The sequence below is a fragment of the Streptomyces sp. P3 genome (assembly GCF_003032475.1).
GTDB lineage: Bacteria > Actinomycetota > Actinomycetes > Streptomycetales > Streptomycetaceae > Streptomyces.
Window position 1 is genome coordinate 6,563,898 of record NZ_CP028369.1, and the last position, 23,718, is coordinate 6,587,615.

Annotated in this window: 20 protein-coding genes; 12 read left to right on the forward strand and 8 right to left on the reverse strand. The window is 71.6% G+C overall.

The features are described 5' to 3' along the window. The 6 genes from C6376_RS28835 to C6376_RS28860 form a co-directional block, all read right to left on the reverse strand. Complete coding sequence (locus C6376_RS28835; protein WP_107446087.1) at positions 1 to 1,554, reverse strand: Wzz/FepE/Etk N-terminal domain-containing protein; 1,554 nt, start codon at positions 1,552 to 1,554, stop codon at positions 1 to 3. After that, entirely contained in the window at positions 1,551 to 2,927 is a 1,377-nt protein-coding gene (locus C6376_RS28840) for a Wzz/FepE/Etk N-terminal domain-containing protein (RefSeq protein ID WP_107449252.1), read from the reverse strand. Before C6376_RS28840 ends, C6376_RS28835 begins: the two co-directional genes overlap by 4 nt. Further along, complete coding sequence (locus C6376_RS28845) at positions 2,917 to 4,188, reverse strand: glycosyltransferase family 4 protein (protein WP_107446088.1); 1,272 nt, start codon at positions 4,186 to 4,188, stop codon at positions 2,917 to 2,919. Before C6376_RS28845 ends, C6376_RS28840 begins: the two co-directional genes overlap by 11 nt. Further along, positions 4,178 to 5,494 (reverse strand): nucleotide sugar dehydrogenase, encoded by a 1,317-nt coding sequence (locus tag C6376_RS28850; RefSeq protein WP_107446089.1) that lies wholly within the window; start codon positions 5,492 to 5,494, stop codon positions 4,178 to 4,180. Before C6376_RS28850 ends, C6376_RS28845 begins: the two co-directional genes overlap by 11 nt. A 102-nt stretch (positions 5,495 to 5,596) precedes the next feature. After that, positions 5,597 to 7,075 (reverse strand): sugar transferase, encoded by a 1,479-nt coding sequence (locus C6376_RS28855; protein WP_107446090.1) that lies wholly within the window; start codon positions 7,073 to 7,075, stop codon positions 5,597 to 5,599. A 1,079-nt stretch (positions 7,076 to 8,154) separates the two neighbouring features. After that, positions 8,155 to 8,739: a MarR family winged helix-turn-helix transcriptional regulator gene (locus tag C6376_RS28860; protein WP_107446091.1), complete on the reverse strand. Its 585-nt coding sequence runs from the start codon at positions 8,737 to 8,739 to the stop codon at positions 8,155 to 8,157. A gap of 120 nt (positions 8,740 to 8,859) precedes the next feature. Between C6376_RS28860 and C6376_RS28865 the strand changes: the two genes are divergently transcribed. The 11 genes from C6376_RS28865 (at position 8,860) to C6376_RS28920 (ending at position 20,080) form a co-directional block, all read left to right on the forward strand. Continuing rightward, entirely contained in the window at positions 8,860 to 9,375 is a 516-nt protein-coding gene (locus C6376_RS28865; protein WP_107446092.1) for a YceI family protein, read from the forward strand. Positions 9,376 to 9,524: 149 nt separating this feature from the next. Then, positions 9,525 to 9,914 (forward strand): cell division protein SepF, encoded by a 390-nt coding sequence (locus tag C6376_RS28870; RefSeq protein ID WP_107446093.1) that lies wholly within the window; start codon positions 9,525 to 9,527, stop codon positions 9,912 to 9,914. Positions 9,915 to 9,996: 82 nt separating this feature from the next. Further along, positions 9,997 to 11,376 carry an ATP-binding protein gene (locus C6376_RS28875; protein ID WP_254076107.1) on the forward strand — a complete coding sequence of 460 codons (1,380 nt, stop codon included), beginning with the start codon at positions 9,997 to 9,999 and terminating at the stop codon, positions 11,374 to 11,376. Then, complete coding sequence (locus tag C6376_RS28880; protein WP_107446094.1) at positions 11,373 to 11,702, forward strand: nucleotide pyrophosphohydrolase; 330 nt, start codon at positions 11,373 to 11,375, stop codon at positions 11,700 to 11,702. Before C6376_RS28875 ends, C6376_RS28880 begins: the two co-directional genes overlap by 4 nt. A gap of 211 nt (positions 11,703 to 11,913) precedes the next feature. Further along, the gene (locus C6376_RS28885; RefSeq protein WP_107446095.1) at positions 11,914 to 12,393 is read left to right on the forward strand and encodes a DUF6099 family protein; all 480 of its coding nucleotides are present in this window, start codon (positions 11,914 to 11,916) and stop codon (positions 12,391 to 12,393) included. 153 nt (positions 12,394 to 12,546) lie between these two features. Next, positions 12,547 to 13,470, forward strand: coding sequence for an LLM class F420-dependent oxidoreductase (locus C6376_RS28890; RefSeq protein WP_107446096.1), 924 nt, complete (start codon positions 12,547 to 12,549; stop codon positions 13,468 to 13,470). 140 nt (positions 13,471 to 13,610) lie between these two features. Beyond that, on the forward strand, positions 13,611 to 14,612 hold the full coding sequence (locus C6376_RS28895) for a DUF4232 domain-containing protein (RefSeq protein ID WP_107446097.1): 1,002 nt from the start codon (positions 13,611 to 13,613) through the stop codon (positions 14,610 to 14,612). A gap of 738 nt (positions 14,613 to 15,350) precedes the next feature. Continuing rightward, the gene (locus tag C6376_RS28905; RefSeq protein ID WP_107446098.1) at positions 15,351 to 15,755 is read left to right on the forward strand and encodes a VOC family protein; all 405 of its coding nucleotides are present in this window, start codon (positions 15,351 to 15,353) and stop codon (positions 15,753 to 15,755) included. Positions 15,756 to 15,783: 28 nt separating this feature from the next. Then, on the forward strand, positions 15,784 to 15,942 hold the full coding sequence (locus C6376_RS28910; RefSeq protein ID WP_254076413.1) for a helix-turn-helix domain-containing protein: 159 nt from the start codon (positions 15,784 to 15,786) through the stop codon (positions 15,940 to 15,942). A 41-nt stretch (positions 15,943 to 15,983) separates the two neighbouring features. Then, complete coding sequence (locus C6376_RS28915; protein ID WP_107446099.1) at positions 15,984 to 17,513, forward strand: 3' terminal RNA ribose 2'-O-methyltransferase Hen1; 1,530 nt, start codon at positions 15,984 to 15,986, stop codon at positions 17,511 to 17,513. After that, entirely contained in the window at positions 17,510 to 20,080 is a 2,571-nt protein-coding gene (locus tag C6376_RS28920; protein WP_107446100.1) for a polynucleotide kinase-phosphatase, read from the forward strand. The genes C6376_RS28915 and C6376_RS28920 overlap by 4 nt, the downstream gene beginning before the upstream one ends. A 110-nt stretch (positions 20,081 to 20,190) precedes the next feature. Here C6376_RS28920 and C6376_RS28925 read toward each other — a convergent pair whose 3' ends face one another. Then, positions 20,191 to 21,105, reverse strand: a complete 915-nt coding sequence (locus C6376_RS28925; RefSeq protein WP_107446101.1) for an NAD(+)/NADH kinase — start codon at positions 21,103 to 21,105, stop codon at positions 20,191 to 20,193. Continuing rightward, complete coding sequence (locus C6376_RS28930; RefSeq protein WP_107446102.1) at positions 21,102 to 22,265, reverse strand: SPFH domain-containing protein; 1,164 nt, start codon at positions 22,263 to 22,265, stop codon at positions 21,102 to 21,104. The genes C6376_RS28925 and C6376_RS28930 overlap by 4 nt, the downstream gene beginning before the upstream one ends. 185 nt (positions 22,266 to 22,450) lie before the next feature. Between C6376_RS28930 and C6376_RS28935 the strand changes: the two genes are divergently transcribed. Beyond that, positions 22,451 to 23,674, forward strand: coding sequence for an arginine deiminase (locus C6376_RS28935; RefSeq protein WP_107446103.1), 1,224 nt, complete (start codon positions 22,451 to 22,453; stop codon positions 23,672 to 23,674). Positions 23,675 to 23,718 lie beyond the last annotated feature (44 nt).

The window sequence follows — 23,718 nt, forward strand, 5'->3', positions numbered from 1 at the left end:
TTACTGAGCCTCCTGGTCGCTGTCCGGCACCCGTGCCGCCCACATCGGCTGCCGCTCCGCCCGCCGCGGGACCTCCCCCACTGCCTGAACGGCGTGGGAGGCACCCCCACCCATCTGCCGGGCCGGCCGCTCGGCGCGGCCGCGCGGCGAGGCGGGCGGCCCGTCCCACAGCGTGCCGTCGGTCCGGTCACGCGGGTCGGGGTCGATCAGCACCACACCGATCACCGCGATGTGCTGGTCCGCGAGCTGGCGCGCCACGGTGTGCAGCCACGCGGCGCTGCCGTGCCCGGCCCGCACGACGAGGACGGCCCGGGTGCCGAGGTACTGCAGGTCGGTCCACGCCGTACCGGGCGCCACCGAGCCGACGCCGATCCTGCGCCCCTGCGGCGACTCGGCCGCGGCGCGCTCGCCGGTGACCACGGCCGGGTCCCCGGGCTTCGGGCGTCGGTCGGCGAGCTGCCGGCCCGGCAGACCGTCGACGACGACCACCGGCCCCTCCGCCGCCAGTGCCCCGGCGAGGTCCAGGGCGATCACGCTCGTGTTGCGCGCGCAGCCCAGTTCCAGCAGCGACACCGGTTCCGCGGAGCCGCGCACGGCGCGGGCCAGGGACGTGGTGAGCCGTTCGCGTGCCGCCCGGACCCGGCGGCGCCGCCACCGCCCGCCCGGCCGGTGGGGCAGCTCCGCGATGACCGAGGCGCCGAGGTTTGCGGCGATCTCCCGGCGGAGCACGGGACGGTCCGCCACCACCGCGCCGACCGCCGCCGACGCGAGCCCGAGGAAGAGGCCGAGGAAGAGCCCGATCCCGGCGTCGGTGGCAGCGGTCCTGAGCAGGGGGTGGCGCACCGCGTACGGGGCGTCCACGATCTGCGTGCCGGCGACGAGCCGGGGCATGCCGATGCTCGCCTCCCCGGCGCGCTGGCTGAAGTCGGTGATCTGCGAGGTGAGTTCGGCCCGGCGGGCGTAGAGGGACTCCAGGTCCGCCGACGCCCCCGGACCACTCGCCTCGGTCCCCTTCCCGATCGTCCTGTTGACCTGGGCCAGTTGGCCCTTCAGCTGGTCACGCTGGTCGAGCAGGGCCTTGGCCTCGGCTTTCGAGGCCTCCTGTATCCGCCTCACATGGTCCGCGACGAACGCGTCGGCCAACGCCTTGGCGCGGGCCACCGCCTCCGCGTCGCTGTCACCGGTCACGGTGATCTGCAAAACATTGTTGGTCACGCCGGCACCGCTGTAGTCCTGCATGAAGTCCTCGGCCTTCTCCCGGGACCGCAGGGACTTCAGCGCCTGCTCGGCGATCCTGGTGGTCTGCAGCAGCGCGACATCGGTGCGGATCAGCGTTCCCGGGTCGTTCGGCTGGTCCTCCGCGTGCGCGACCAGCACCTTGGTCACCGCGGTCGGCGGCGCCGGCAGCAGGAACGCCACCGCCGCGCCGGCGAGCAGCCCCAGCAGCGCGAGGGAGCACCACATGCGCCGCCGCCGTCGCACCGCCGCCACCAGAGTCTGCAGATCCAGCAGCGGAGCGGCGGCCGACGACTCCGCGGTCGTACTCGTCGTCACCCTGTGACTCCTGTCGCGTCGTCCCGTTCGCCGTCGAAGCTCGCGGGCGCGGGCACGGAGGTACGCCGAGGGCGGTCCGCCGACCGCGTCGCACGGACCGGACCGGCGAGGACGACGCCGACGACCGCGTGCCCCGCGTCCGCACACGCCTCGGAGATGCCGGCGAGCTCCCCCGCGGTCCAGCTCCCGGCGCTGAGCACGACCAGGGCGCCCGACTCGCGCCCGCGGTCCGGCACCATCGGCCGGGACACCGGCACCGCCACCGCGCGCAGCAGCGGATCGCTCCCGGCCAGGTCGACGAGCTGCCCCGCCGCCCGGCGGGCGATCTCGTCGCCCTCGGGGAAGACGACCAGCAGCCGCTGCGGGGACGGCAGCCGGTCCCGCAGACGCGAGCACACCCGCCGGTAGCGGATCTGCCTGCTGGCCTCGTCGCCGGACAGTTGCGGTGCCGGGATGTTCCACCGGACGTCGAGGCCCAGCAGCCGGCGGATCCACGCCCGCGGACCACGGCCCTGCGACCGGTGCGTGGGACGTCCGACGGGTACGTCGACGGTCCCCAGCAGCGTCGAGCCCAGCGCCGCGGCGATCTCGGGTTCACCGCGCAGCCGGCGGCTCATCCGCGCGGCGGCGAGATGGCCGATCACCGCGCACAGCAGGAACAGCAGCGCTCCGCCGGCGACGAGCTGTGTCCTCGTCGGCGGCGCCTCGCCGGTCGGCCGGGCCGCCGCCCCCATGACGACCATGTTCTTCGCCTCGTCGTCGACCGGATCGGCCTGCTTGATGGTGCTGATGGCCTCCCGCAGCGCGGTGCGCAGCTTCTCCAGCTCGGTGCGCGTCTGCACGCTCTCGACGGTCTCCCCCGGATCGGTCGCGTCGGCCAGCTTGCTGATGCGGCGGCTGGTGTCCTCCACCGACTGCTGGAGCGCGGCGAGCTCCTCCGCCGCTCCCGGGTCCGCGGTGTCGCTCGCGATCCGGGTGGCGTAGGAGACGAACTCCTTGGCCACCTGGTCGGAGAGCCGCTGCGCACGCTCCGGGGTCTCGGCCGTGCCGGAGATCTTGATGATGTTCCCGTCCGTGGCCTTGGCGCCGACCTGATCCCGCAGATCGCTGCCGCTCACCCCGCTCCAGCCGAGCGTGGCGGCCGCGCGGTCGACCACCACCGAACTGGTCGCCACCTCCGTCTGCGTCAGCAGCTCGCGCTCCTCCCACGTCCCCGGCAGCAGCACCGACGCCGAGGTCGTGTAGCGCGGCGGAAACAGCAGGGACGCGCCGTAACCGACGAGCGCACCCACCAGGGCGAGGACGGTGAGCAGCCGCCAGCGCCGGCGGACAATCCGCCCGATGGTGACCAGGCGTATCGTGTCATCGCTCAATGGGGCGGCCTTCCCCTGCCGGGTCAGGGTCGCGCGCCGTGACGGGAGCCCGGTCACCGCAGGCAGCCTCGTAGGCGGCGAGCAGTGATCGCTGGGAGTTCCGCCAGGACAGCGGCCCGCCGATCCGCTCCTGGCCGATCTTGCCCATCAGGGCCCGCTTCTCCGGATCGTCCAGCAGCAGGGCGATGAGCCGGGCGAACTCGGCCTCGTCGTCGGCGGCCGCGTACACGGCGGCGTCACCGGCGGAGACCCGCGCCTCCCGGAGGTCGAACGAGACGACCGGGCGGCCCATCACCATGTACTCGAGGACCTTGTTCATGGTCGACACGTCGTTGAGCGGATTGTTCGGGTCGGGGGAGAGGCACACGTCCGCGGTGGACAGGTAGCGCACCAGGTCGGCGTCCGGAATGCGCCCGGTGAACTGCACCTGCTCCGAGAGCCCGAGCCGCCCGGACAGCTCCACCATCGCGTCGAAGGTGTCGCCGCCGCCCACGAACACCGCGTGCCAGTCGCTCCGACCGACCTCGTCGCGCAGCTTCGCCAGAGCCCGCAAGGCGTAGTCGACGCCGTCCTGCGGGCCCATGACGCCTAGATAGCACAGCAGATGAGGCTTGCCGCGCTTCAACTCCGGCTCGGCCGGCACGGGGTGGAACCGCTCGATGTCGGGCGCGCTGCGCACCACGAACACGTCCGCCGGCCGCTTCCCGCCGCGGCGCACCGCGACGTCCCGGTAGCTCTCGTTCGTGGCGATCACCACGTCGGCGGCCCGGTAGGTCCGCCGTTCCAGCGCGCACACGGCGCGGTAGAGCAGGTCCTTGCCGCGGCCGAACCGCGAGAGGTACAGCTCGGGCACCAGGTCGTGCTGGTCGAAGACGAACCGCGCGCCGCGCCGCTTCAGCCACAGGGCGGGCAGGAACAGCAGGTCGGGCGGGTTGCAGGCGTGGACCACGTCGACCGGGCCGACCTTGCGGGCCAGCCGGACCGTGTGCCACAACGCCGAGCCGTACTCCCGCAGATAGCCGGACGGCCCTCCGGTGGCCGCGCGCAACGGGTAGCGGTGGATCCGCACCCCGTCGATCACGGCCTCCGGCTCGGTGTCCCGCTTCGTCCCCTGCGGACAGATGACGTGCACCGTCCAGCCCGCGTCGCGCAGCGTCGTGCACTCCTGCCACACCCGCCGGTCGAACGGCACCGACAGGTTCTCCACCAGGATCAGCGCGCTCCGGCCCGGCCGGTCGCCGCTTCCCGCATCACCAGGCAAGGCCCACGTACCCCTGTTCGGCCCGGCGCGCGTCGGCGTCGGGAAGGTGGACGAGATCGATGATCACCGGGGCGTCGCCGTGCGGCAGCGCCGCCAGCACGGCCGGATCCTTCGTCCCGACCAGACACACCTCGGCGTGCTCGAGCACCTCCTCGACGGAGTCCGCGAGCAGTTGCGCGAGGTGCGGCAGCCGGGTCTCGATGTACTCGCGGTTCGCGCCGAGCAGCCGGGACAGGCTCACGTTGGCGTCGTAGATCTTCAGGTCGTACCCCTTGCCGAAAAGCCGCTCCGCCAGCTCGACGAGCGGGCTCTCGCGGAGGTCGTCGGTGCCGGGCTTGAAGGACAGCCCGAACAGGCCCGCCCGGCGTTTCCCGGTGCGCTCCACCAGCTCCACCGCGCGCTGCAGATGGTCGGAGTTCGACGGCAGCACATGGGACAGGATGGGCACCGAGACGTCCGCCCGCTGCGCCGCGTGCACCAGACTGCGCAGGTCCTTGGGCAGGCAGGACCCGCCGAAGGCGAAGCCGGGCCGCAGATAGGCGGGGCTGATGTTCAGCTTGCGGTCGGCCAGGAACACGTCCATCACCTGGTGCGAGTCCACCCCGAGGGCCTGGCACACCGCGCCCAGCTCGTTCGCGAAGCCGATCTTGAGACCGTGGAACGCGTTGTCCGCGTACTTGATCGCCTCGGCCGTCGGGACCGGCACCCGGAACACCTCACCGGGCAGGTCCCGGTACAGGGCCGCCACCGCGTCGCCGCTCGCCGGGTCGAGCTCGCCGATGACGGTCTTCGGCGGGTCGAAGAAGTCCCGCACACTCGTGCCCTCGCGCAGGAACTCCGGGTTGACCGCGACCCCGACGTCCACCCCGGCGGTCCCGCCGACGTACTTCTCCAGGATCGGCACCAGCAGGTTCAGACAGGTGCCCGGCAGCATGGTGCTGCGGAACACCACGGTGTGCCGCCCACCCCGCTCGGCCAGCGCCGCGCCGATCTCCTCGGTGACCCGCTCCAGGTACGTCGTGCACAGGCTGCCGTTGGGCTCCGACGGCGTGCCCACGCAGACCAGCGAGATCTCGCTGTCCACGATCGCCTCGCGGACGTCGACGGTGGCGCGCAGCGCCCCGGTCCGCACGACGTCGGCGATCAGCTCGCCGATCCGCTCCTCGACCACCGGGGCCTTGCCGTCGTTGACCAGGTCGACCTTCACCTGGTTGACGTCGACCCCGATGACCTCGTGCCCCATGCTGGCAAGGCACGCGGCCGACACGCAGCCCACGTAGCCGAGCCCGAAAACGCTGACCTTCATGACCCGTTCCTCCCCCCCCGGGCAGGCCCTTGCGGCCTGCGTTCCGCACGCCGGCGGGGCCGTTGGACCGCAGCCCCCCGCGCGTCAGTTGCCCCCCGCACATCAGTAGGCCCCCTGGCCGTAGAGCACCGCACGCATCGTCTTCCACAAGATCACCGTGTCCAGGGCGAGCGACCAGTCCTCCACGTACCGCAGGTCCAGCCGTACCGCCTCCTCCCACGACAGGTCACTGCGTCCGCTGATCTGCCACAGGCCGGTGAGGCCGGGCTTGACCAGCAACCGCCGCCGGATGTCCGGGCCGTACGCGGCGGACTCCTCCGGCAGCGGAGGCCGCGGACCGACCAGCGACATCGATCCGGTGAGCACGTTGAAAAGCTGCGGGAGTTCGTCGATCGAGTACCGGCGCAACACCGCTCCCACCCGGGTCACCCGCGGATCCCGGCGGAGCTTGAACAGCGGACCGGCGCCCTCGTTGAGGTCGGCCAGCTGGGCCCGTGCCCGGTCGGCGTCGGCGACCATGGTGCGGAACTTGAGAATGGTGAACTCGCCGCCGTCCTTGCCGACTCTGCGCTGGCGGTAGAACACCCCGCCCCGGCTGTCCATCAGCACCAGCAGTCCGACGACCGCCATCAGCGGCGCGAACAGGACCAGCAGGACCGCCGCGCCCATCCGGTCGACGACGCCCTTGACCGCCCGGCGCCCCCCGGTGAAGGTCGGCATGCTGACCCGCAGCAGCGGGATGCCGAGCACCGCGTCGATGTGCAGCCGCGGGCCGGCCACCTCCATCAGCACCGGGGCCACGACCATCTCGGCCTCGGTGCCCTCGAGGTTCCAGGCCAGCCGCTGCAGCCGGTGCGGCGACCAGTGCGGGTCCGGGGTGACGGCGACGACGCGGTAGCCGTCGCCGTGGACGTGCTTGGCGACGTCGGCCAGTCGGCCGACCACCGGCACTCCGTCCAGCAGATCACCGTCGAGCCCGGGACCGTCCGTGGTGCACACCGCGTCCACCCGCCAGCCCAGGTGCGGGAACTTGCGGGTGCGGGTGATCAGGTCGCTCACGGTGGCCGGGCTGCCGGCGGCGAGCACCGGTCGCAGGCACCGGCCCTCCTTGCGCTGCCGGTGCAGCGAGAGGCGCAGCAGATAGCGCGCGGTCATGGTGACGAGCGCGATCGCGGGGATCGCCACGAAGATCCAGAGCTTGATGTTGCGCGAGGTGAGCGCGATCCCGCCGAGCGCCAGGACGACGGTCGCGGCGAACAGCGAGCGTCCGAGCCGGCGGAACTCCTCGGCGCCCTGGCCGAGCACGGCCGGCGCCCACGACCGGCTGACCGCTAGCGCCCCCAGCACCAGCAGCTCGGTGCCGAACGCGAGAATGCCCCACTTCTCATGCCAGTTGGCAGCGTCCCGGGCCCCGAAGAAGTTGCCTATCCCCGCCACCACGAAGGCGGTGGCCACCGTATCGCTGATGATCACGGTACGTCGGTACCGCTGTTCCCAGTCGATCGCGGGCCGGCTGATCGAACCGTTCTCCAGACGCCCGCGCGCCGACGGAAACGGGCTGACTAGCTCCCCTTGCCGCACAGAACCCCCCAGGTTCCCCAGTGGTTCGACGTGTTCGCCTAACACTGATTCCTCCCCCGGGAGGCCCCCGCCCCCCGTACTGTCCCTCCCCTCGGGAGGCCCCCGCCCCCCGTGCCGCGCCGGTCCTCCCGCGGCAGGCCCCCGCCTCCCGCGCATGACGTCCCGGTATCCCGGCGCTACTCGAACACCCACCCCGGCGGCAGTGGACTCGTATGTCCTGCCCGACTCTCGAGGTGTGCGGCGACCCGTCGAAGACCTTGAGTGCTCCCCGCACCCAAGCCCCTCTCGGGCCCCAGGAATTGATCACCCCCACGTCCGGCGTCGAGGACGCGCTTACCGGCCTTCCGCAGCGCCAGACCAATAGATCATTACGGTCGCCTCGTGTTCGAACGGCCGAAGCAAGGTCAATCTAGACCATGGGGAGCCGGTATGAAGAGAGGATGTGTGTAATTTGTGTTTAAGGTTTGGGGCTGATCCGTCGACCGGTGACCGCCTGCGGGTTCGTTGTGACCGAAGCGCATTGCCGCAGCTCGCCCGGTCCTCGGGCCCGGCCTTCGCGCGTCGGCGGGCGGCGAGCCACAACTGCCTTTCTGTGCAAGCGGGTTCGGTTGCGACCGCCCGGTTTGCGCACGGCCGTGTGCCGCAGGGGCGTGCCGGGCGGCGGCGCGATCGACCGGGTGCCGCGACCGCACGAATTGATCATGAGCAATCGGCGGCGACCTCTCCGTGTACGAGCGAAACCGCCTGGGCCTTGCGTGTCGAGGGCCGTCGGCCGGCGGCCCGGGAAATCCCTTCGAACACGCCGGAATATGCCACAGGCAATTCACTCCACTCTCGTCGTCCCGGCGGGGAGAGCACCGAGAGGGGTGATCGGCTTGCTTTACGGGAGCGGAACCTGATGATCGATCGGTGCGACGCACGCCACGAGCGCATCCGGCACGAACGCGACCGCACAGAACCGAGACCACGCGGTCGGAACGCACCACGCAAAGCGGCACCGCACACCGAAGGGCGCACCGCACCACCGAAGCGGCGCTGGACCAACAAGCGGCACCGCACACCGCTCGGCACTGGGGCCGTCAGTCGGAGGCCGCCGGTTCCGGAGCCGCGCCGGTCTGGGCGCCGTCCCGGGCCGCGACCCCGATGCTCGCGGCGGCGTGGGCCTGGGCCCTGGCCGCGGTGTCCGGCAGCAGACCGCTCAGGGCGGCGCACTGCTCGGGACCCATGACGTGGTCCAGCGCCGCGGTGACCGTCTCGGCGAGCGCCCCGGAGGCTTCCCGCAGCAGCCGGCGGGCCCTGTCGGTGAGGGCGACCTCGACCCCTCGCTTGTCGCCGCAGACCGACTGGCGGGTGACGAGACCGGCGTGCTGCAGACAGGCGATCTGGTACGTCAGCCGGGTCTTGGGCCGTCCGAGCAGTTCGGCGATGCGGGTCATGCGCAGGCCCTGTCCGGGCTGCTCGGCCAGCAGGCACAGGACCAGGAACTCGTCGTGCGAGACGTCCAGCCGGTCCTTGACCACCGTGCGCAGCCGCTGCTCCACCGCTCCCGTCGCCGCCAGCAGCAGCATCCAGCCGCGCAGTTCGGGAGGCAGCAGTCCAGCGCCGGAGCCCTGCGCGGAGGGGCAGGCGGGCAGGTCGGAAGGGTGCTCAGCGGGGTCTGCCATGGCGTCCAGTGTATCCGTAGTCCAAATTTGCACGACTCTGTTGTTCAGATTTGGATTACCGGCTAGCGTGGACCGCGTCATCCAAATTTGGACCACCGAGGACCATCAAGGAGTACCGCCATGACCGTCGCCGTGGAAACCGGACTGTGGCAGCTCGACGCGGGCGCCTCCACCGTCGTCCTCAGGCACCGGACGATGTGGGGCCTGGTCACCGTCAAGGGCGTGTTCACCGCCGTCGACGGCGGGGGCGAGGTGGCGGCCGACGGCACCGCGACCGGCACCCTGACCCTCCGGGCGGCGTCCCTCGACACGAAGAACGCCAAGCGGGACGCCCATCTGCGCGGCGCGGACTTCTTCGACGCCGACAACCACCCCGAGATCACCTTCGCGGTGCGCTCCGCCGTACCGGGTGCCGACGGGTCGGTCGCGGTGTCCGGTCAGCTCACCGTGCGCGGCATCAGCCGACCGCAGTCCCTCACCGCACGGGTGAGCGCAGCGGACTTTGACGCCGTCACCCTGGACACGCAGTTCGCCGTGGACCGCGGCGAGTTCGGCCTGGGCTGGAACCAGCTGGGCATGATCCGCGGGACGGCCGCCGTCACCGCCACCCTCCGCTTCACGCGCAAGCCGGCCTGACGCGGGCCGGTTCCCGGCGGTGGCGAGCGAGCGGGCGCCGCCTGGAACCGGTGCCGTGGCGGTCCGTGTCGCTGTTGGGCCGAACGGGTGACTTGGCGTAAGAATTGACTGGTGCATGCATTGAAGGCGAGTCAGTTCTGGGGGTACCGGTGAACCGTTACGACGTCACCGATGAACAGTGGGAAGGGCTCGCTCAGGTCGTTCCGCTGCGCGGCCGGGACGCATGGCCCTCGGCGGTGGACCACCGCTCGCTCCCGGACGCCGAGACGGAGACCCGACGCCGATTCGTCGTCCTGCGGGTCAACGTCTTCGCGGACGCCCGTGAGGTCGCCGAGACGCTGATGGCGGGCATCCCGGTACTGCTCGACCTGACCGGGGCGGAGACCGACACCGCCAAACGGGTGCTGGACTTCTCCACCGGGGTCGTCTTCGGCCTGGCCAGCGGTATGCACCGGGTCGACCGCAACGTCTTCCTGCTCACCCCGCCGGGCACCGAGGTGGGCGGGATCATGGAGGGGGCGGGCGCACCGGGGCTCTGAGGGTGCGGGCCACGTCGCTCGATGGTGGGAAGCTTGTCGGGGCGTAACGGTTCGGCTGACAGCGGAGTCCTACCGTCCGGACATGCCCTCGTCGCTTTCCTCCCCCACCCCCCTGCCGCAGACCACCTCGCTGCCGCACACCACGCACGACGGAGCGCCCGCCGAGGACGCGCCCCCCACCGTGCCCCCGCAGGCGCAGGCGCAGGCGCAGGCGCACTGCGGGGCGGAGCAGCAGGCTGCGCCCCGTGGCGGCGTGCGGACGGCGACCGTCGTACCGCTCGCGGCACCGCGCGTCCGCCCGGCGTCCGAGCCGGCCGACACGGCGCCCGCACCCGCGCGGTACCCGCGGTCGTGCGTCACCGAGTTGCGGCTCTCCGCTTTCGCGGGGCATCGCCGCGCGCGGTTCCTGCTGGGAGCCGTCACCTTGTTCACCGGGGCCAGCGGCAGCGGCAAGAGCACGGCGCTGCGGGCGTACGAGGCGCTGGCGCGGCTCGGGGGAGGGGCGCGGCTGGCCGAGGTGTTCGCCGATCCGGTCGCGTGCGTGCCGCAGGGGGCGCGGCCCGACGCGCAGCGACGCCGGGGGTTCCGTATCGGCTGCACGGCCGACGGCCCCGCAGGGCCGGTCCGGCTCGACATCGCCGTGCAGGCCGAGCCGGAACTGCGCATCGTGGGTGAGCGGCTCAGCGCGGGCGGTGTCGTGCTGCTGGAGACGGCCCTGCGTGATCCCGGACGGCGCACGGTGCAGGCCGCCTGGCACACCGGCGGCTCCGCGCCGGTGACGCGCGCCCCGCTGCCCGACGACCGGCTCGGCACCGCCCTGCTGCCGCTGCGCGTGGCGGGCAGGACCGACGGCCAGCGACAGGTGCTGGCCGCCGCCGAGCAGATGGTGGTCGCCCTGCGGTCCGTCTTCGCCTGCGACCCGCAGCCCGACTGGATGGGCGTCCCCGTCCCCACCGGCTCCGGCCGCCTGCTGACCGGCTGCGACAACCTCGCCGACGTCCTGTGGCGCACCCGCGAGGAGTGCGGACGACGGCATGCGGCCCTGGTGGCCGCGCTGTCCGCCGGATCCGCCGGACCCGCGGGGCCGGTGGTGGACCTGCGCGCCGAACCGCTGGCCGACGGCACGGTCCGCGCGGTGCTCGACCGCGCTGCCGGCGGACCCACGGAACTCGCCCGGCTGGGATACGGCGAACTGCGCTACCTCGCCCTCGCCCTGGTGCTGCTCACCGGGCCGGGCGTCCTCGACGTGGATCCGGCCGGAGAGGTTCCGGCCGCGACGCAGACCCTCACCCTGCTCGCCGACGGCCTGGACCGCGGCCTCGACGTCCGCCAGCGCGCCGAACTGCTGCGCCTGGCGGTGCGGATGGCCGAACGCGGGCACATCCGCTGCGTCGCGGCGGTGGGCGACGGCTCCTGGGTCGCCCGTACCGACGGGGTGACGGTGGTAGACCTGGGTCCGTGACAGAACGACACCTTGATGTGGCGAAACTGCAGCGCAGACTGGCCGACTTCGCGGCCGCGCGGAACTGGCAGCCCTTCCACACGCCCAAGAACCTCGTCGCCGCGCTCAGCGTGGAGGCGTCCGAACTCGTCGAGATCTTCCAGTGGCTGACGCCGGAGGAGTCGGCCCGGGTGATGGACGACCCGGACACCGCCCACCGGGTGATGGACGAGGTCGCCGACGTGCTCGCGTATCTGCTGCAACTGTGCGAGGTGCTCGGGATCGACCCGCTGGCGGCGCTGGACGCGAAGATCGACCGCAACGAGCGCAGATTTCCGGCTCCCTAGCGGCACTCCGCAGCGGCGACCGGGCGACTCCGGCGGAGCAGCCAAGTCCACTTTCACTCTCCGCAGTCGACCGGCGGACCGAAATCGATTTGTTGTCCACAAATTTCCGTCATCCTCTGGCTTTTCGCCCCTCACGCCTTCACTCTGGGTAGTGAACAAGGGTGTTCGGGCGGACGTGCGAACCAGCACGTCGGGACAGACGGGGCGGCGTATGGACGCGGTGCGGCTCATCTGGACGAGCAGACGCGAGTTGGCGGGCAGCGGCGAGGGCGCGGAGATCCTCACGCAGGTATGGCAGGCGCAGGCCCTGGCGCAGGCGATCGGCAGCCGCCTCGCCGTCTCGGGCCCGCCCGAACTGCGCGGCGAGGCACTGGGCCTGACCGAACTGGCCGGCCGGGGCTGCGGCGTGCTGGGCGCTCCGGACCTCGATCCGGGCGATCTGCTCGCCGCCCGGCTGACCGAACTGGAGGATGCCCGCCGGGCGCTGCTCGATCTGGCCGGCCTGCTCGGCGAGGTCGGCATCGCCCTGGTCGGCCTGGCGAGCTCGGCGGACGACCAGGGCACGTACTGGAAGTGCATGGAGGCCATCGACGCGGCGGACGAGTCCAGGGACCGGGTCCTGGAGATGCTGCGCAAACTGACGGCGCGCGAGGAACGCGAGGAGCGGGAGGCCGCCTTACCGGAGCGATGAGCACCCCGGCGGCGCGACGGCAGACGATGAGCACTCGCCGACGCGACGGGAGCGAGGGAGCGACGGGGACCCTGTCCGACGACGAGAACCCGGGTCCGGTGGCGGCCGGGGTCCGGTGGGGTCGACAGGCCGGCCGGCGTGCAGGATGGAGACATGGATCTTCGCATCTTCACCGAGCCCCAGCAGGGGGCGACCTACGACACCCTCCTCACCGTGGCGAAAGCCACCGAGGACCTCGGGTTCGACGCCTTCTTCCGGTCCGATCACTACCTGAAGATGGGCGACGTGAGCGGCCTACCGGGCCCCACGGACGCCTGGATCACCCTCGCCGGTCTCGCCCGGGAGACCAAGCGCATCCGCCTCGGCACCCTGATGACCGCCGGCACCTTCCGGCTGCCCGGCGTGCTCGCCATCCAGGTCGCCCAGGTGGACCAGATGTCCGGTGGGCGCATCGAACTGGGTCTCGGCGCGGGCTGGTTCGAGGAGGAGCACACGGCGTACGGCATCCCCTTCCCGAAGGAGAAGATCGGCCGGCTGGAGGAGCAGCTGGAGATCGTCACGGGCCTGTGGGCCACCGAGCCCGGCAAGACCTTCGACTTCCACGGCACGTACTACGAGCTCACCGCCTCGCCCGCACTGCCCAAGCCCGCCCAGGCGAAGGTTCCCGTGCTGATCGGCGGCAACGGCGCGACCCGCACCCCGCGCCTCGCCGCCCGGTTCGCCGACGAGTTCAACATGCCGTTCGGCACGGTCGAGGACAGCGAGCGGCAGTTCGGCCGGGTACGGGCGGCCGCCGAGGAGATCGGACGTGACGCGGACGCGATCACCCTGTCCAACGCCCTCGTCGTCTGCGTCGGCAAGGACGAGCAGGAACTCGCCCGGCGGGCTGCCGCGATCGGCCGCAAGGTCGACGAGCTGCGCACCAACGGGCTGGCCGGTTCCCCGGCGGAGGTCGTCGACAAGATCGGCCGCTTCGCCGAGGCCGGCTCCCGGCGGATGTACCTCCAGGTCCTGGACCTGCACGACCTGGACCACCTGGAACTGATCTCCACGCAGGTGCAGACGCAGCTGCCGTAGTCCCGGGAGGGCGGGACGCGAGAGGAACGGCGGGGTGCGCGCCCACCTGAAGGGTGCCGTCCGGTGACTGTGACACGGCTGTGACCGGAGGAGTGGCCTCCGTCACGGCCGGCCCTGCGCGGCCCTGATGGGGTTGCCGGATGCGCAGACCCGCCCTCCTCCTTCCGGCCGTGGCCGCCGCAGTGCTGCTCACGGCGTGCGGATCGGAGCACGCCGGTACGCAGAGCCCCGGCGCGGGCTCGGGCGGTCCGACGTCGCCCTCCCCCGTCGACCAGCCGGCGGTCGACGGGGTGCGGATCACCTCGGTGACCATCCCTTCCGGGTCCCGCTCCACTTCTCCTTCCGCTGCCGCCTCCGCCTCCGCTTCCACCTCGCCCGCCGAGACCGGCGGAGGCGTCCGGGCCGAGCGGCTCCCCGACGGGCTTCCCGCCGACCCGGGCGTCTCGGCCGCCTACGAGGTGGTCAACTCCACCGCCGGTGCGCTGACGTACACCGTCATCTTCGGCTTCACGACGAGCACGGGCGGGGCCGTAAGCAACCAGAAGGTGACCGTGCGCTCGGTCGGAGCCGGCCGTACGGTCACCGGGACCGTACGGCTGGGGACGCTCGCACCGGGAGCGCCACCGGTGACGAGGGTGAAGGTCGCCGAGGTGACCAGGGTTCCCGCCGCCGAGGCGCCGTCCGAACCGGGAGTCTGCCCGCCCTCCGGCATCCGGATCACCGCCGACGACGGCGACTCCGCCATGGGACTGCGGGTCGTGGGACTGCTCCTGGAGAACTGCGGGACCGAGGTCCGCACCCTCGACGGCTACCCGCGACTGAGCCTGCTGGACGACGATCTCCAGCCGGTCCGTGGCGTCGAGGTGATGAAGGGCAGCGGCGGCATCGCCACCGTCGCGGGATTCGACGACCCGCCCCGGGCCGTCACCCTGAAGCCCGGCGAGCGGGCGAGCGCCGGGCTGATGTGGCGCAACACCACCGGCTTCGGCGAGGCCGTAGACGTCCCGTACGTCAGGGTGCTCGCCACGGCCGGCGCCGCACCGGTCACGGTCACCCCCCACCTGGACCTCGGCACCACGGGGAAACTGGGCGTCAGCCCGTGGCGAAGGACGGCGGAGCAGACCGGCGTCCCCGGCTCCTGAGCGCTGTCCCGTATGTGGACGGCGTCTCCTTGCCGATCCCGACCTCGCCGAGGTGTTCGGGCTCGACGAGAGACCGCGATGCGCCAAGCGGACTCCGTGCGGGCACTGCTGCAACTAACAGCCGACCACTCGGCATCGCCATCGGGAAAAGAACTTGGCCGGGATCAACGGGACTCGAAGAAATACGGCCATGCAGACTCGACAGGCATGGCCTGATGACGCATCAGCGGTCGCCGGTGTCTACGTGCGCTCCTGGCAGGCAGCCTTTGCCGGTCTTGTTCCACAGCACCACCTCGACGCCATGGACCCAAGCCACGAAGAGTCCGAGTGGAAGACACGCATCGCGGAGACACAATGGCCTTCATCGGGAGTGCCGGTAGCCGAAACCGAGGCGGGGATCGTCGGATTCATGGTCGCGAGTTGGAACCGAACTCACGGAATCAGCTCAGTGGAGCACGACGACGGCCCCTTGGGTTCCCACGGAGATCTCTCCAGTTGGCATGGACCGACGGCACTCCCGGGGGCTGGTACTGGTGGGCTCGCGTATTCAACTGTCGCCAGTGCTCGGCCTGGGCTGGGGGTGGGTGACGCTCCGTGGCCGAAAAGGGCTACTTCCTGGGAAGGCGCCTCGACGGCGTGAGCGCTGCTGTTTAGGATCATGCGCACGCATCGCGTGTCGGTCACCGGCTGGGTGAGGCATGGAGGTGCCGTGAGGTGCCTTGCGGAGGCATTCCACACATGTCAGTCGAGTTGAATCACACCATCATCCATGCCCGGGACAGCCGGGAGTCGGCCGAGTTCCTGGCGCACATCCTGGGGCTTGAGGTCGGGACCGAGTGGGGCCCGTTCATTCCCGTGGCCACCAGTAACGGGGTCACCCTGGACTTCGCCGCCATCCCGGCGGAGTCGATCGTCATGCAGCACTACGCGTTCTTGGTCTCCGACGAGGAGTTCGACGCGGCCTTCGACCGTATCCAGCAGGCCGGGATCACGTACTACGCCGATCCGCATCTGAAGCAGCCTGGAGAGATCAACCACCACCACGGTGGACGCGGCCTGTACTTCATGGATCCGGCCGGGCACGGCATGGAGATCATCACGCGGCCCTACGGCAGCCACGAGCAGACACCGACGGCTTCGTGAGGCAGTGGCAGGTCAGGCCGCGCTGACTGTGGCCAAGGCGCGTAAGGCCAAGGGGGAGAGCGTCACCGCCATCGCCAACACTCTTGGAGTCTCCCGCGCGACTCTCTACCGGCACATCGGACAGCCCCTCACGCTGTCCAACGGGACCCCTGCCGAAACGGCGGGGGTCTTCTGCTGTCCGAGGTAATCCATTACCGGCATGGCCCGGCGGCACCCATACTCGGACCTGTGTTTCTGACGATCTCCACCACCGGCAACGAGCAGCACCCGGCTACTGACCTGGGGTTCTTGCTCCACAAGCATCCGGATCGTGCCTTCTCGGCCAACCTGTCCCACGGCACGGCCCATGTCTTCTACTCGCAGGCCGACGCCGAGCGCTGCACCGCGGCGCTGCTGCTGGAGGTCGACGCCGTGGCGCTGGTCCGGCGCGGCAAGGGCAAGGGCCGCGGCGGCGCCCCCGACGCGGCCCTCGCCCAGTACGTCAACGACCGCCCCTACGCGGCCTCCTCGCTGCTCGCGGTCGCGCTCAGCGGGGTGTTCTCCAGCGCGATGCGCGGCGTCTGCGCAGCGAAGCCCGAACTGCCCGCACAGGCACGGCAGTTGCGCGTCGAGGTGCCGGCGCTGCCCGCCCGCGGCGGCCCCGGCCTGGTCCGCGCCCTGTTCGAGCCGCTCGGCTGGACGGTGAGCGCCGAACCGGTCGCCCTCGACACGGAGTTCCCGCAGTGGGGCGACTCCCGGTACGTGAGCCTGGTCCTGGAGTCGCAGACGCTGACCCTCGCCGAGGCACTGCGCCACCTGTATGTCCTGCTGCCCGTCCTCGACGACGCCAAGCACTACTGGGTGTCCTCCGACGAGGTCGACAAACTGCTGCGCGCCGGCGAGGGCTGGCTGCCCGACCACCCCGAGCAGAAGCTGATCACCAGCCGCTACCTGTCCCGCCGCTGGTCGCTGACCCGGCAGGCGATGGAGCGGCTGGAACTGGTCCGGCTCGCCGAGGCCGACGACAGTGAGATCGAGGAGATCGACAACGCGGTCGAGGCGGAGACCGAGACGGAGGACCGGCCCACCCCGCTGGCCGTGCAGCGCCGCGACGCGATCGTCGCCGTGCTGACCGAGGCGGGCGCCGCCCGGGTCCTCGACCTCGGCTGCGGCCAGGGCCAGCTGGTGCAGGCGTTGCTCAAGAATCCGCGGTTCACCGAGATCGTCGGCGTCGACGTGTCGATGCGCGCGCTCACCATCGCCTCCCGTCGGCTGAAACTCGACCGCATGGGAGAGCGGCAGGCCTCGCGTGTGCGGCTCCTGCAGGGCTCCCTCGCGTACACCGACACCCGCCTCAAGGGCTATGACGCCGCCGTCCTCAGCGAGGTGATCGAACACCTCGACCTGCCACGGCTGCCCGCCCTGGAGTACGCGGTGTTCGGCTCGGCCCGCCCGCGCACGGTCCTCGTGACCACCCCGAACGTCGAGTACAACGTGCGCTGGGAGAGCCTGCCGGCCGGTCACGTCCGGCACGGCGACCACCGCTTCGAGTGGACCCGCGAGGAGTTCCGCGGCTGGGCGTCCCAGGTCGCCGAGCGTCACGGATACGACGTCCGGTTCACCCCCGTCGGACCGGACGACCCGGAGGTCGGCCCGCCCACCCAGATGGCCGTCTTCGAGCTGACCACCGCATCCGCATCCGCGACCGCATCCGAGACCGAATCCGCCGGCGCCACCGCCGGAGCCGGCACCGAGAAGAAGGAGGCGAAGGCCGTATGACCGTCGCCGAGGTTCCCCTGCAGCGAGGCCGTGTGCTGCCCGTCACCGACCTCTCCCTCGTCGTGCTCGTCGGCGCGTCCGGGGCCGGCAAGTCCACCTTCGCCCGCCGCCACTTCAAGCCCACCGAGATCATCTCCTCCGACTTCTGCCGAGGCCTCGTCTCCGACGACGAGAACGACCAGAGCGCCACCCGGGACGCCTTCGACGTCCTGCACTACATCGCCGGCAAACGGCTCGCTGCCGGCCGCCGCACGGTCGTCGACGCGACCAGCGTGCAGCCCGAGTCCCGACGCCAACTCGTCGAGCTGGCACGCCGGCACGACGTGCTGCCCATCGCCGTCGTGCTGGACGTGCCGGAAGAGGTGTGCGCCGAACGCAACGCCGTCCGCACCGACCGCGCCGACATGCCGCGCCGCGTCATCCAGCGCCACATCCGTGAACTGCGGCGCTCCCTGCGCGGGCTGGAGCGCGAAGGCTTCCGCAAGGTGCACATCCTGCGGGGCGTCGAGGACGTCGAGAACGCCACCATCGTCACCGAGAAACGCTTCAACGACCTGACCCACCTCACCGGTCCCTTCGACATCATCGGCGACATCCACGGCTGCGCTTTTGAACTCGAGTCGCTGCTCGGCAAGTTGGGGTACGCCGACGGCGTCCACCCGGAGGGCCGGCAGGCCGTGTTCGTCGGCGACCTCGTCGACCGGGGCCCGGACAGCCCGGCCGTGCTGCGCCGCGTGATGTCCATGGTCAAGTCGGGCAACGCCCTGTGCGTCCCCGGCAACCACGAGAACAAGTACGGCCGCTTCCTCAAGGGCCGCAACGTCCAGCACACCCACGGACTCGCCGAGACCATCGAGCAGATGGAGGGCGAGAGCGACGAGTTCCGCGCCGAGGTGCGGGAGTTCATCGACAAACTGGTCAGCCACTACGTCCTCGACGGCGGCCGGCTGGTGGTCTGCCACGCGGGTCTGCCCGAGAAATACCACGGCCGCACCTCCGGTCGTGTCCGCTCGCACGCGCTCTACGGGGAAACCACCGGCGAGACCGACGAGTTCGGCCTGCCGGTGCGCTACCCGTGGGCGGAGGACTACCGGGGCCGTGCGGCCGTGGTGTACGGCCACACGCCCGTGCCCGAGGCCACCTGGCTGAACAACACCATCTGCCTGGACACCGGCGCCGTCTTCGGCGGCAAGCTGACCGCGCTGCGCTGGCCGGAGCGCGAACTCGTCGACGTCCCGGCGGAGCAGGTCTGGTACGAGCCGGTGAAACCGCTGAGGTCCGAGGCTCCGGGCGGCAACGACGGCCGCCCGCTGGACCTGGCGGACGTCCACGGCCGACGCATCGTCGAAACCCGTTACGACGGCCAGCGCCGCATCTCGATCCGGGAGGAGAACGCCGCCGCGGCCCTCGAGGTCATGAGCCGGTTCGCCGTCGACCCACGCCTGCTGCCGTACCTCCCGCCGACCATGGCCCCGACCGCCACCAGCTCGGTGGACGGCTACCTGGAGCACCCGGCGGAGGCGTTCGCGCAGTACGCACGCGACGGCGTCGCGCGGGTCGTGTGCGAGGAGAAGCACATGGGCTCGCGCGCGGTGGCCCTGGTCTGCCGGGACGCGGAAACGGCCCGCAAGCGTTTCGGAACCGTCGGCGGCGACCAAGGCCCGACCGGGTCCCTCTACACCCGCACCGGCCGCCCGTTCTTCGACGACGCGAAGGTCACCGAAAAGATCCTCGGCCGGATACGCGCGGCGGCGGACGAGGCCGGCCTCTGGGCGGAGCTGGACACCGACTGGCTGCTGCTGGACGCGGAGCTGATGCCGTGGTCGCTGAAGGCGTCGGGCCTGCTGCGCTCGCAGTACGCCGCCGTGGGCGCCGCGTCCGGCGCCGTCTTCCCGGCGGCGCTCACCGCCCTGGACGGTGCTGCGGCCCGGGGCGTCGACGTCACGGACCTTCTCGCCCGCCAGCGTGAACGCGCCTCGGACGCGGCTGCGTTCACCGAGGCCTACCGCCGCTACTGCTGGACGACGGACGGTCTGGACGGCGTGCGCCTCGCCCCGTTCCAGATCCTCGCCGTGCAGGGCCGCAGCCTCGCCGCCCTGCCGCACGACGAACAGCTGTCGCTCCTCGACCGGCTGGTGGAGCACGACACCACCGGCCTGCTCCGGACCACCCGCCGCCTGTACGTCGACACGGCCGACCCCGAATCGGTCCGGGCCGGCGTCGACTGGTGGCTGGAGATGACAGGACGCGGCGGTGAGGGCATGGTCGTCAAGCCGCTGGGCGCGCTGTGCCGGGACGAGGAGGGCCGCCTGGTCCAGCCCGGCATCAAGTGCCGGGGCCGCGAGTACCTCCGGATCATCTACGGCCCGGAGTACACCCGCCCGGACAACCTCGCCCGGCTGCGCGGCCGCTTCCTCAACCACAAGCGGTCGCTGGCGATCCGTGAGTACGCCCTCGGCCTGGAGTCCCTGTCCCGGCTGGCGGAGGGCGAGCCGCTGTGGCGCGTCCACGAGGCGGTCTTCGGAGTCCTGGCCCTGGAATCGGAACCGGTGGACCCCCGGCTGTGAAGCCGTAGCCGACGACGCTCGGCCCCTGCCCCGTCCGGCGGGGGTCCGACCCGTCCCACGGCGGGGGTCCGACCCGTCCCACACCGGCGCCGGTGGAACATCGGCGCCGTTCACCCCGCCAGCCGCAGCCGCTCCCCGCACACCCCCACCCGGACCCGTTGCCCCCACGTCAGTTCCAGAGCGTCGCTCTCGATGCCGTCGCCGAAGGCGATGAGGCGCTCCGACTCGACCGTCAGCGTCAGCCGGCCGCCGGCCGCGAGCTCCCCCGCGACCAGGGACGTTCCGGTCGCCGGGGACGGCCAGGCCTCCCGGACGAACCACACCAGCCGGTCCTCCGTCGGCCCCGGCAGCCGCAGGCGGCCCTCGCTTCCGGCCCCGCCCCGCTCCTGCCACACCGACCGGAGCCAGCCGGTCGCCCCCGTGCCGGTGCCCACCAGTACTCCGGAGGAGGCCTGGGCCTCGACGGCACCCCCGTCGTCGTCGAGGCCCAGGCGGTAGCGGGCGGTCTGATGACCGGCCGCACCCAGATAGATCTCGTTGAGGGCCAGCAGTCGCTGGGTGTCGTCCGCGACCGCCTCCACCATGGTCAGCTCGTCCGCACCGACGCCGGCCGCGAGGACGGAGGGCAGGAGCGTCGCGGCGTCCTGCGGCCGGTGACGGACCAGGACGCCCGGGTTGCGCCCGGGGTCGGTGTCGATGCCCACCACCGGCTGCCCGGTGAGGTACTTGGCGACGTTCGCCACCAGACCGTCCTGCCCGACCACCACCACCACGTCCTCGGGCGCGAAGAGGAACCGGTCCAAGTCGGCTCTCTCCACCTGGGTCTGACGCCAGGTCAGCGGAATCGCGGCGGTCACCTCCGCCAGCGCCCGCCGGGTGCGTCGATGGCGTTCGGCGACCTCCTCGATGTCCCGGCCCCGCGAGGAGAGGAAGAAGGCGGCCTGGCCGTGCGTGCCGTGCCGGGCCGTCAACTCCTCGTACTCCGTGGTGCGATGGACCAGCACGGCCCGCGGGGCGAGGCTCACTCCCGGGCTCCCAGTTTGGCGAGCAGCCCCGTCAGCACGTCCGGCGAGATCGTCACGCTGTCGATGTGCGGCAGGTTCTCCGCGAGCCGCGTCCCGGTGAGGGCGTGCAGCGTCGCCACGTCGACGTCCCCGTGCACCCGCAGCCAGGCGGCCTGCGCCTGGGCCCGCGCCTCGCCGACCTCGCGCGCCGCCTCCGCCTCGGCTCGGGCGAGCTGGACCGAGCGCGCCGCCTCCGCCTCGGAGAGCCGGACCAGTCGTACCGCCTCCGCCTGCGCCAGCCGCTCGGTGCGCAGCGCCTCGGCGTCCGCCAGCTGTATCTGCTTCGCTGCCTCCGCCTCAGCGAGCTTCACCGACCGGGCGGCCTCCGCCTCCGCGAGCCGCACGGTCCGCGTCGCCTCGGCCTCGGCCCGCACCTTGTCCGCGGCGGCGCTCTCCTCCGCCTCGCGGCGGGTGTTCGTGCCGCGCTGCTCGACCAGCTGCTCCTCGCGTCGGGCCAGCTCGATCTTGCTGGCCAGCTCGTTCTCGGCGATCGCCCGCTCGCGTTCGACGGCCACCGCCCGCCGCTCGTACGTCGCCCGGTCGGCCTCCTGCTGGATCAGCTCGCGTGCCGGCGTCCGCAGTGCCCGCTCCACCTCGGGCTCCGGGCGGAGCGCCACCACCCGGACGGCCACGATCTCGATGCCGGTGGCCGGCAGCCGGGGCTCCGCCGCCAGACCCGCCGCGACCCGCTCCCGCACGGCCGTCACACCGTCCACCAGCGCCGACGACAAGGAGGTGCGGGCGAGGACGTCCAGCGCGTGCTGCTGCGCCGTCTCCGTCAGCAGAGTGCCGAGCTGTTCGAGCGGCGCGCCGCGCCACGCTCCGGTGTCCGGGTCGACGGAGAAGTCCAGACGGGCGGCCGCCACCGCCGGGTCGCTGATCCGGTACGTCACCGTCGCCTGAACCGCCACGTCCTGGAAGTCGACGGTGCGGGCGTGGAACGTCATCGCCAACTCACGGTCGTCGACCGGCACTTCGGAGAGCGCGGCGCTCAGCGCGCGGAACCAGAAGCTGAGCCCCGGCCCGTCGTGCGCCAGCTTGCCGGAACGGTGGTGGCGGATGTGCGCGGTCGGCGCGCCGCGCAGATGGCGCCAGCCCAGGCGCCGGGTGATGTCGGCCATGAGTGACCCCCCTCGGTCTCGATTCTCGTCAAAGCGACGATAAGAAAACGATAGCCCGACCTCCCCTTGTCGTCAAGAGGACGAAAACCGGAGCGGAGCAGGTCCGTGCGGGAGGAGCAGAACAGGTCCGTGCGGAAACGGTCCAGGAGCGGGTGAAGGCGGTCCCCGGTGGTCAGGATGGAGACATGGGACTCCATGTCGACTCCGAGGCCGGGCGCCTGCGCCGCGTCATCCTGCACCGGCCGGATCTCGAGCTCAAAAGGCTCACACCCAGCAACAAGGACGCGCTCCTCTTCGACGACGTGCTCTGGGTGCGCCGGGCGCGCGCCGAGCACGACGGGTTCGCCGACGTGCTGCGCGACCGCGGCGTCGCCGTCCATCTCTTCGGCGACCTGCTCACCGAGGCCCTGGCGATCCCGGCGGCCCGAGCGCTCGTCCTGGACCGCGTCTTCGACGAGAAGGAGTACGGGGTGCTCGCCACCGACCACCTCCGCGCCGCCTTCGAGGACCTGCCCGCCCCGCAGCTGGTGGAGGCCCTTGTCGGCGGCATGACCAAGCGGGAGTTCCTGGAAGCGCATCCGGAACCGACCTCCGTGCGCTTCCACGTCATGGAGCTCGACGACTTCCTCCTCGACCCGCTCCCCAACCACCTCTTCACCCGCGACACCTCGGCCTGGATCTACGACGGCGTCGCCATCAACGCCATGCGCTGGCCGGCCCGGCAGCGCGAGACCGTCCACTTCGAGGCCATCTACCGGCACCACCCCCTCTTCCGCGGCGAGACGTTCCGCGTCTGGTCCGAGGGGCAGGCCGACTACCCGTCCACCATCGAGGGCGGGGACGTCCTCGTCATCGGAAACGGCGCCGTGCTGATCGGCATGAGTGAGCGCACCACCCCGCAGGCCGTCGAGATGCTCGCCCACAAGCTGTTCGCCGCCGGCTCGGCGGAGACGATCGTGGCACTCGACATGCCCAAGCGGCGAGCCTTCATGCACCTCGACACCGTGATGACGATGGTCGACGGCGACACCTTCACCCAGTACGCGGGCCTCGGCATGCTCCGCTCGTACACCATCGAACCGGGCGTCGGCGAGAAGGAGCTGAAGGTCACCGACCATCCGCCGGAGCACATGCACCGCGCCGTCGCCGCGGCCCTCGGCCTCAGCGAGATCCGTGTGCTCACCGCCACCCAGGACGTCCATGCGGCCGAACGCGAGCAGTGGGACGACGGCTGCAACGTGCTCGCCGTGGAACCGGGCGTCGTCATCGCCTACGAGCGCAATGTCACCACCAACACCCACCTGCGCAAACAGGGCATCGAAGTGATAGAGATCCCCGGCAGCGAGCTGGGCCGGGGGAGAGGGGGCCCGCGCTGCATGAGCTGCCCGGTCGAACGCAGCCCTGTATAGAAATGCTAATCTTCGTATAGAGTTCCAGTGTCTTGTTCTCGTAC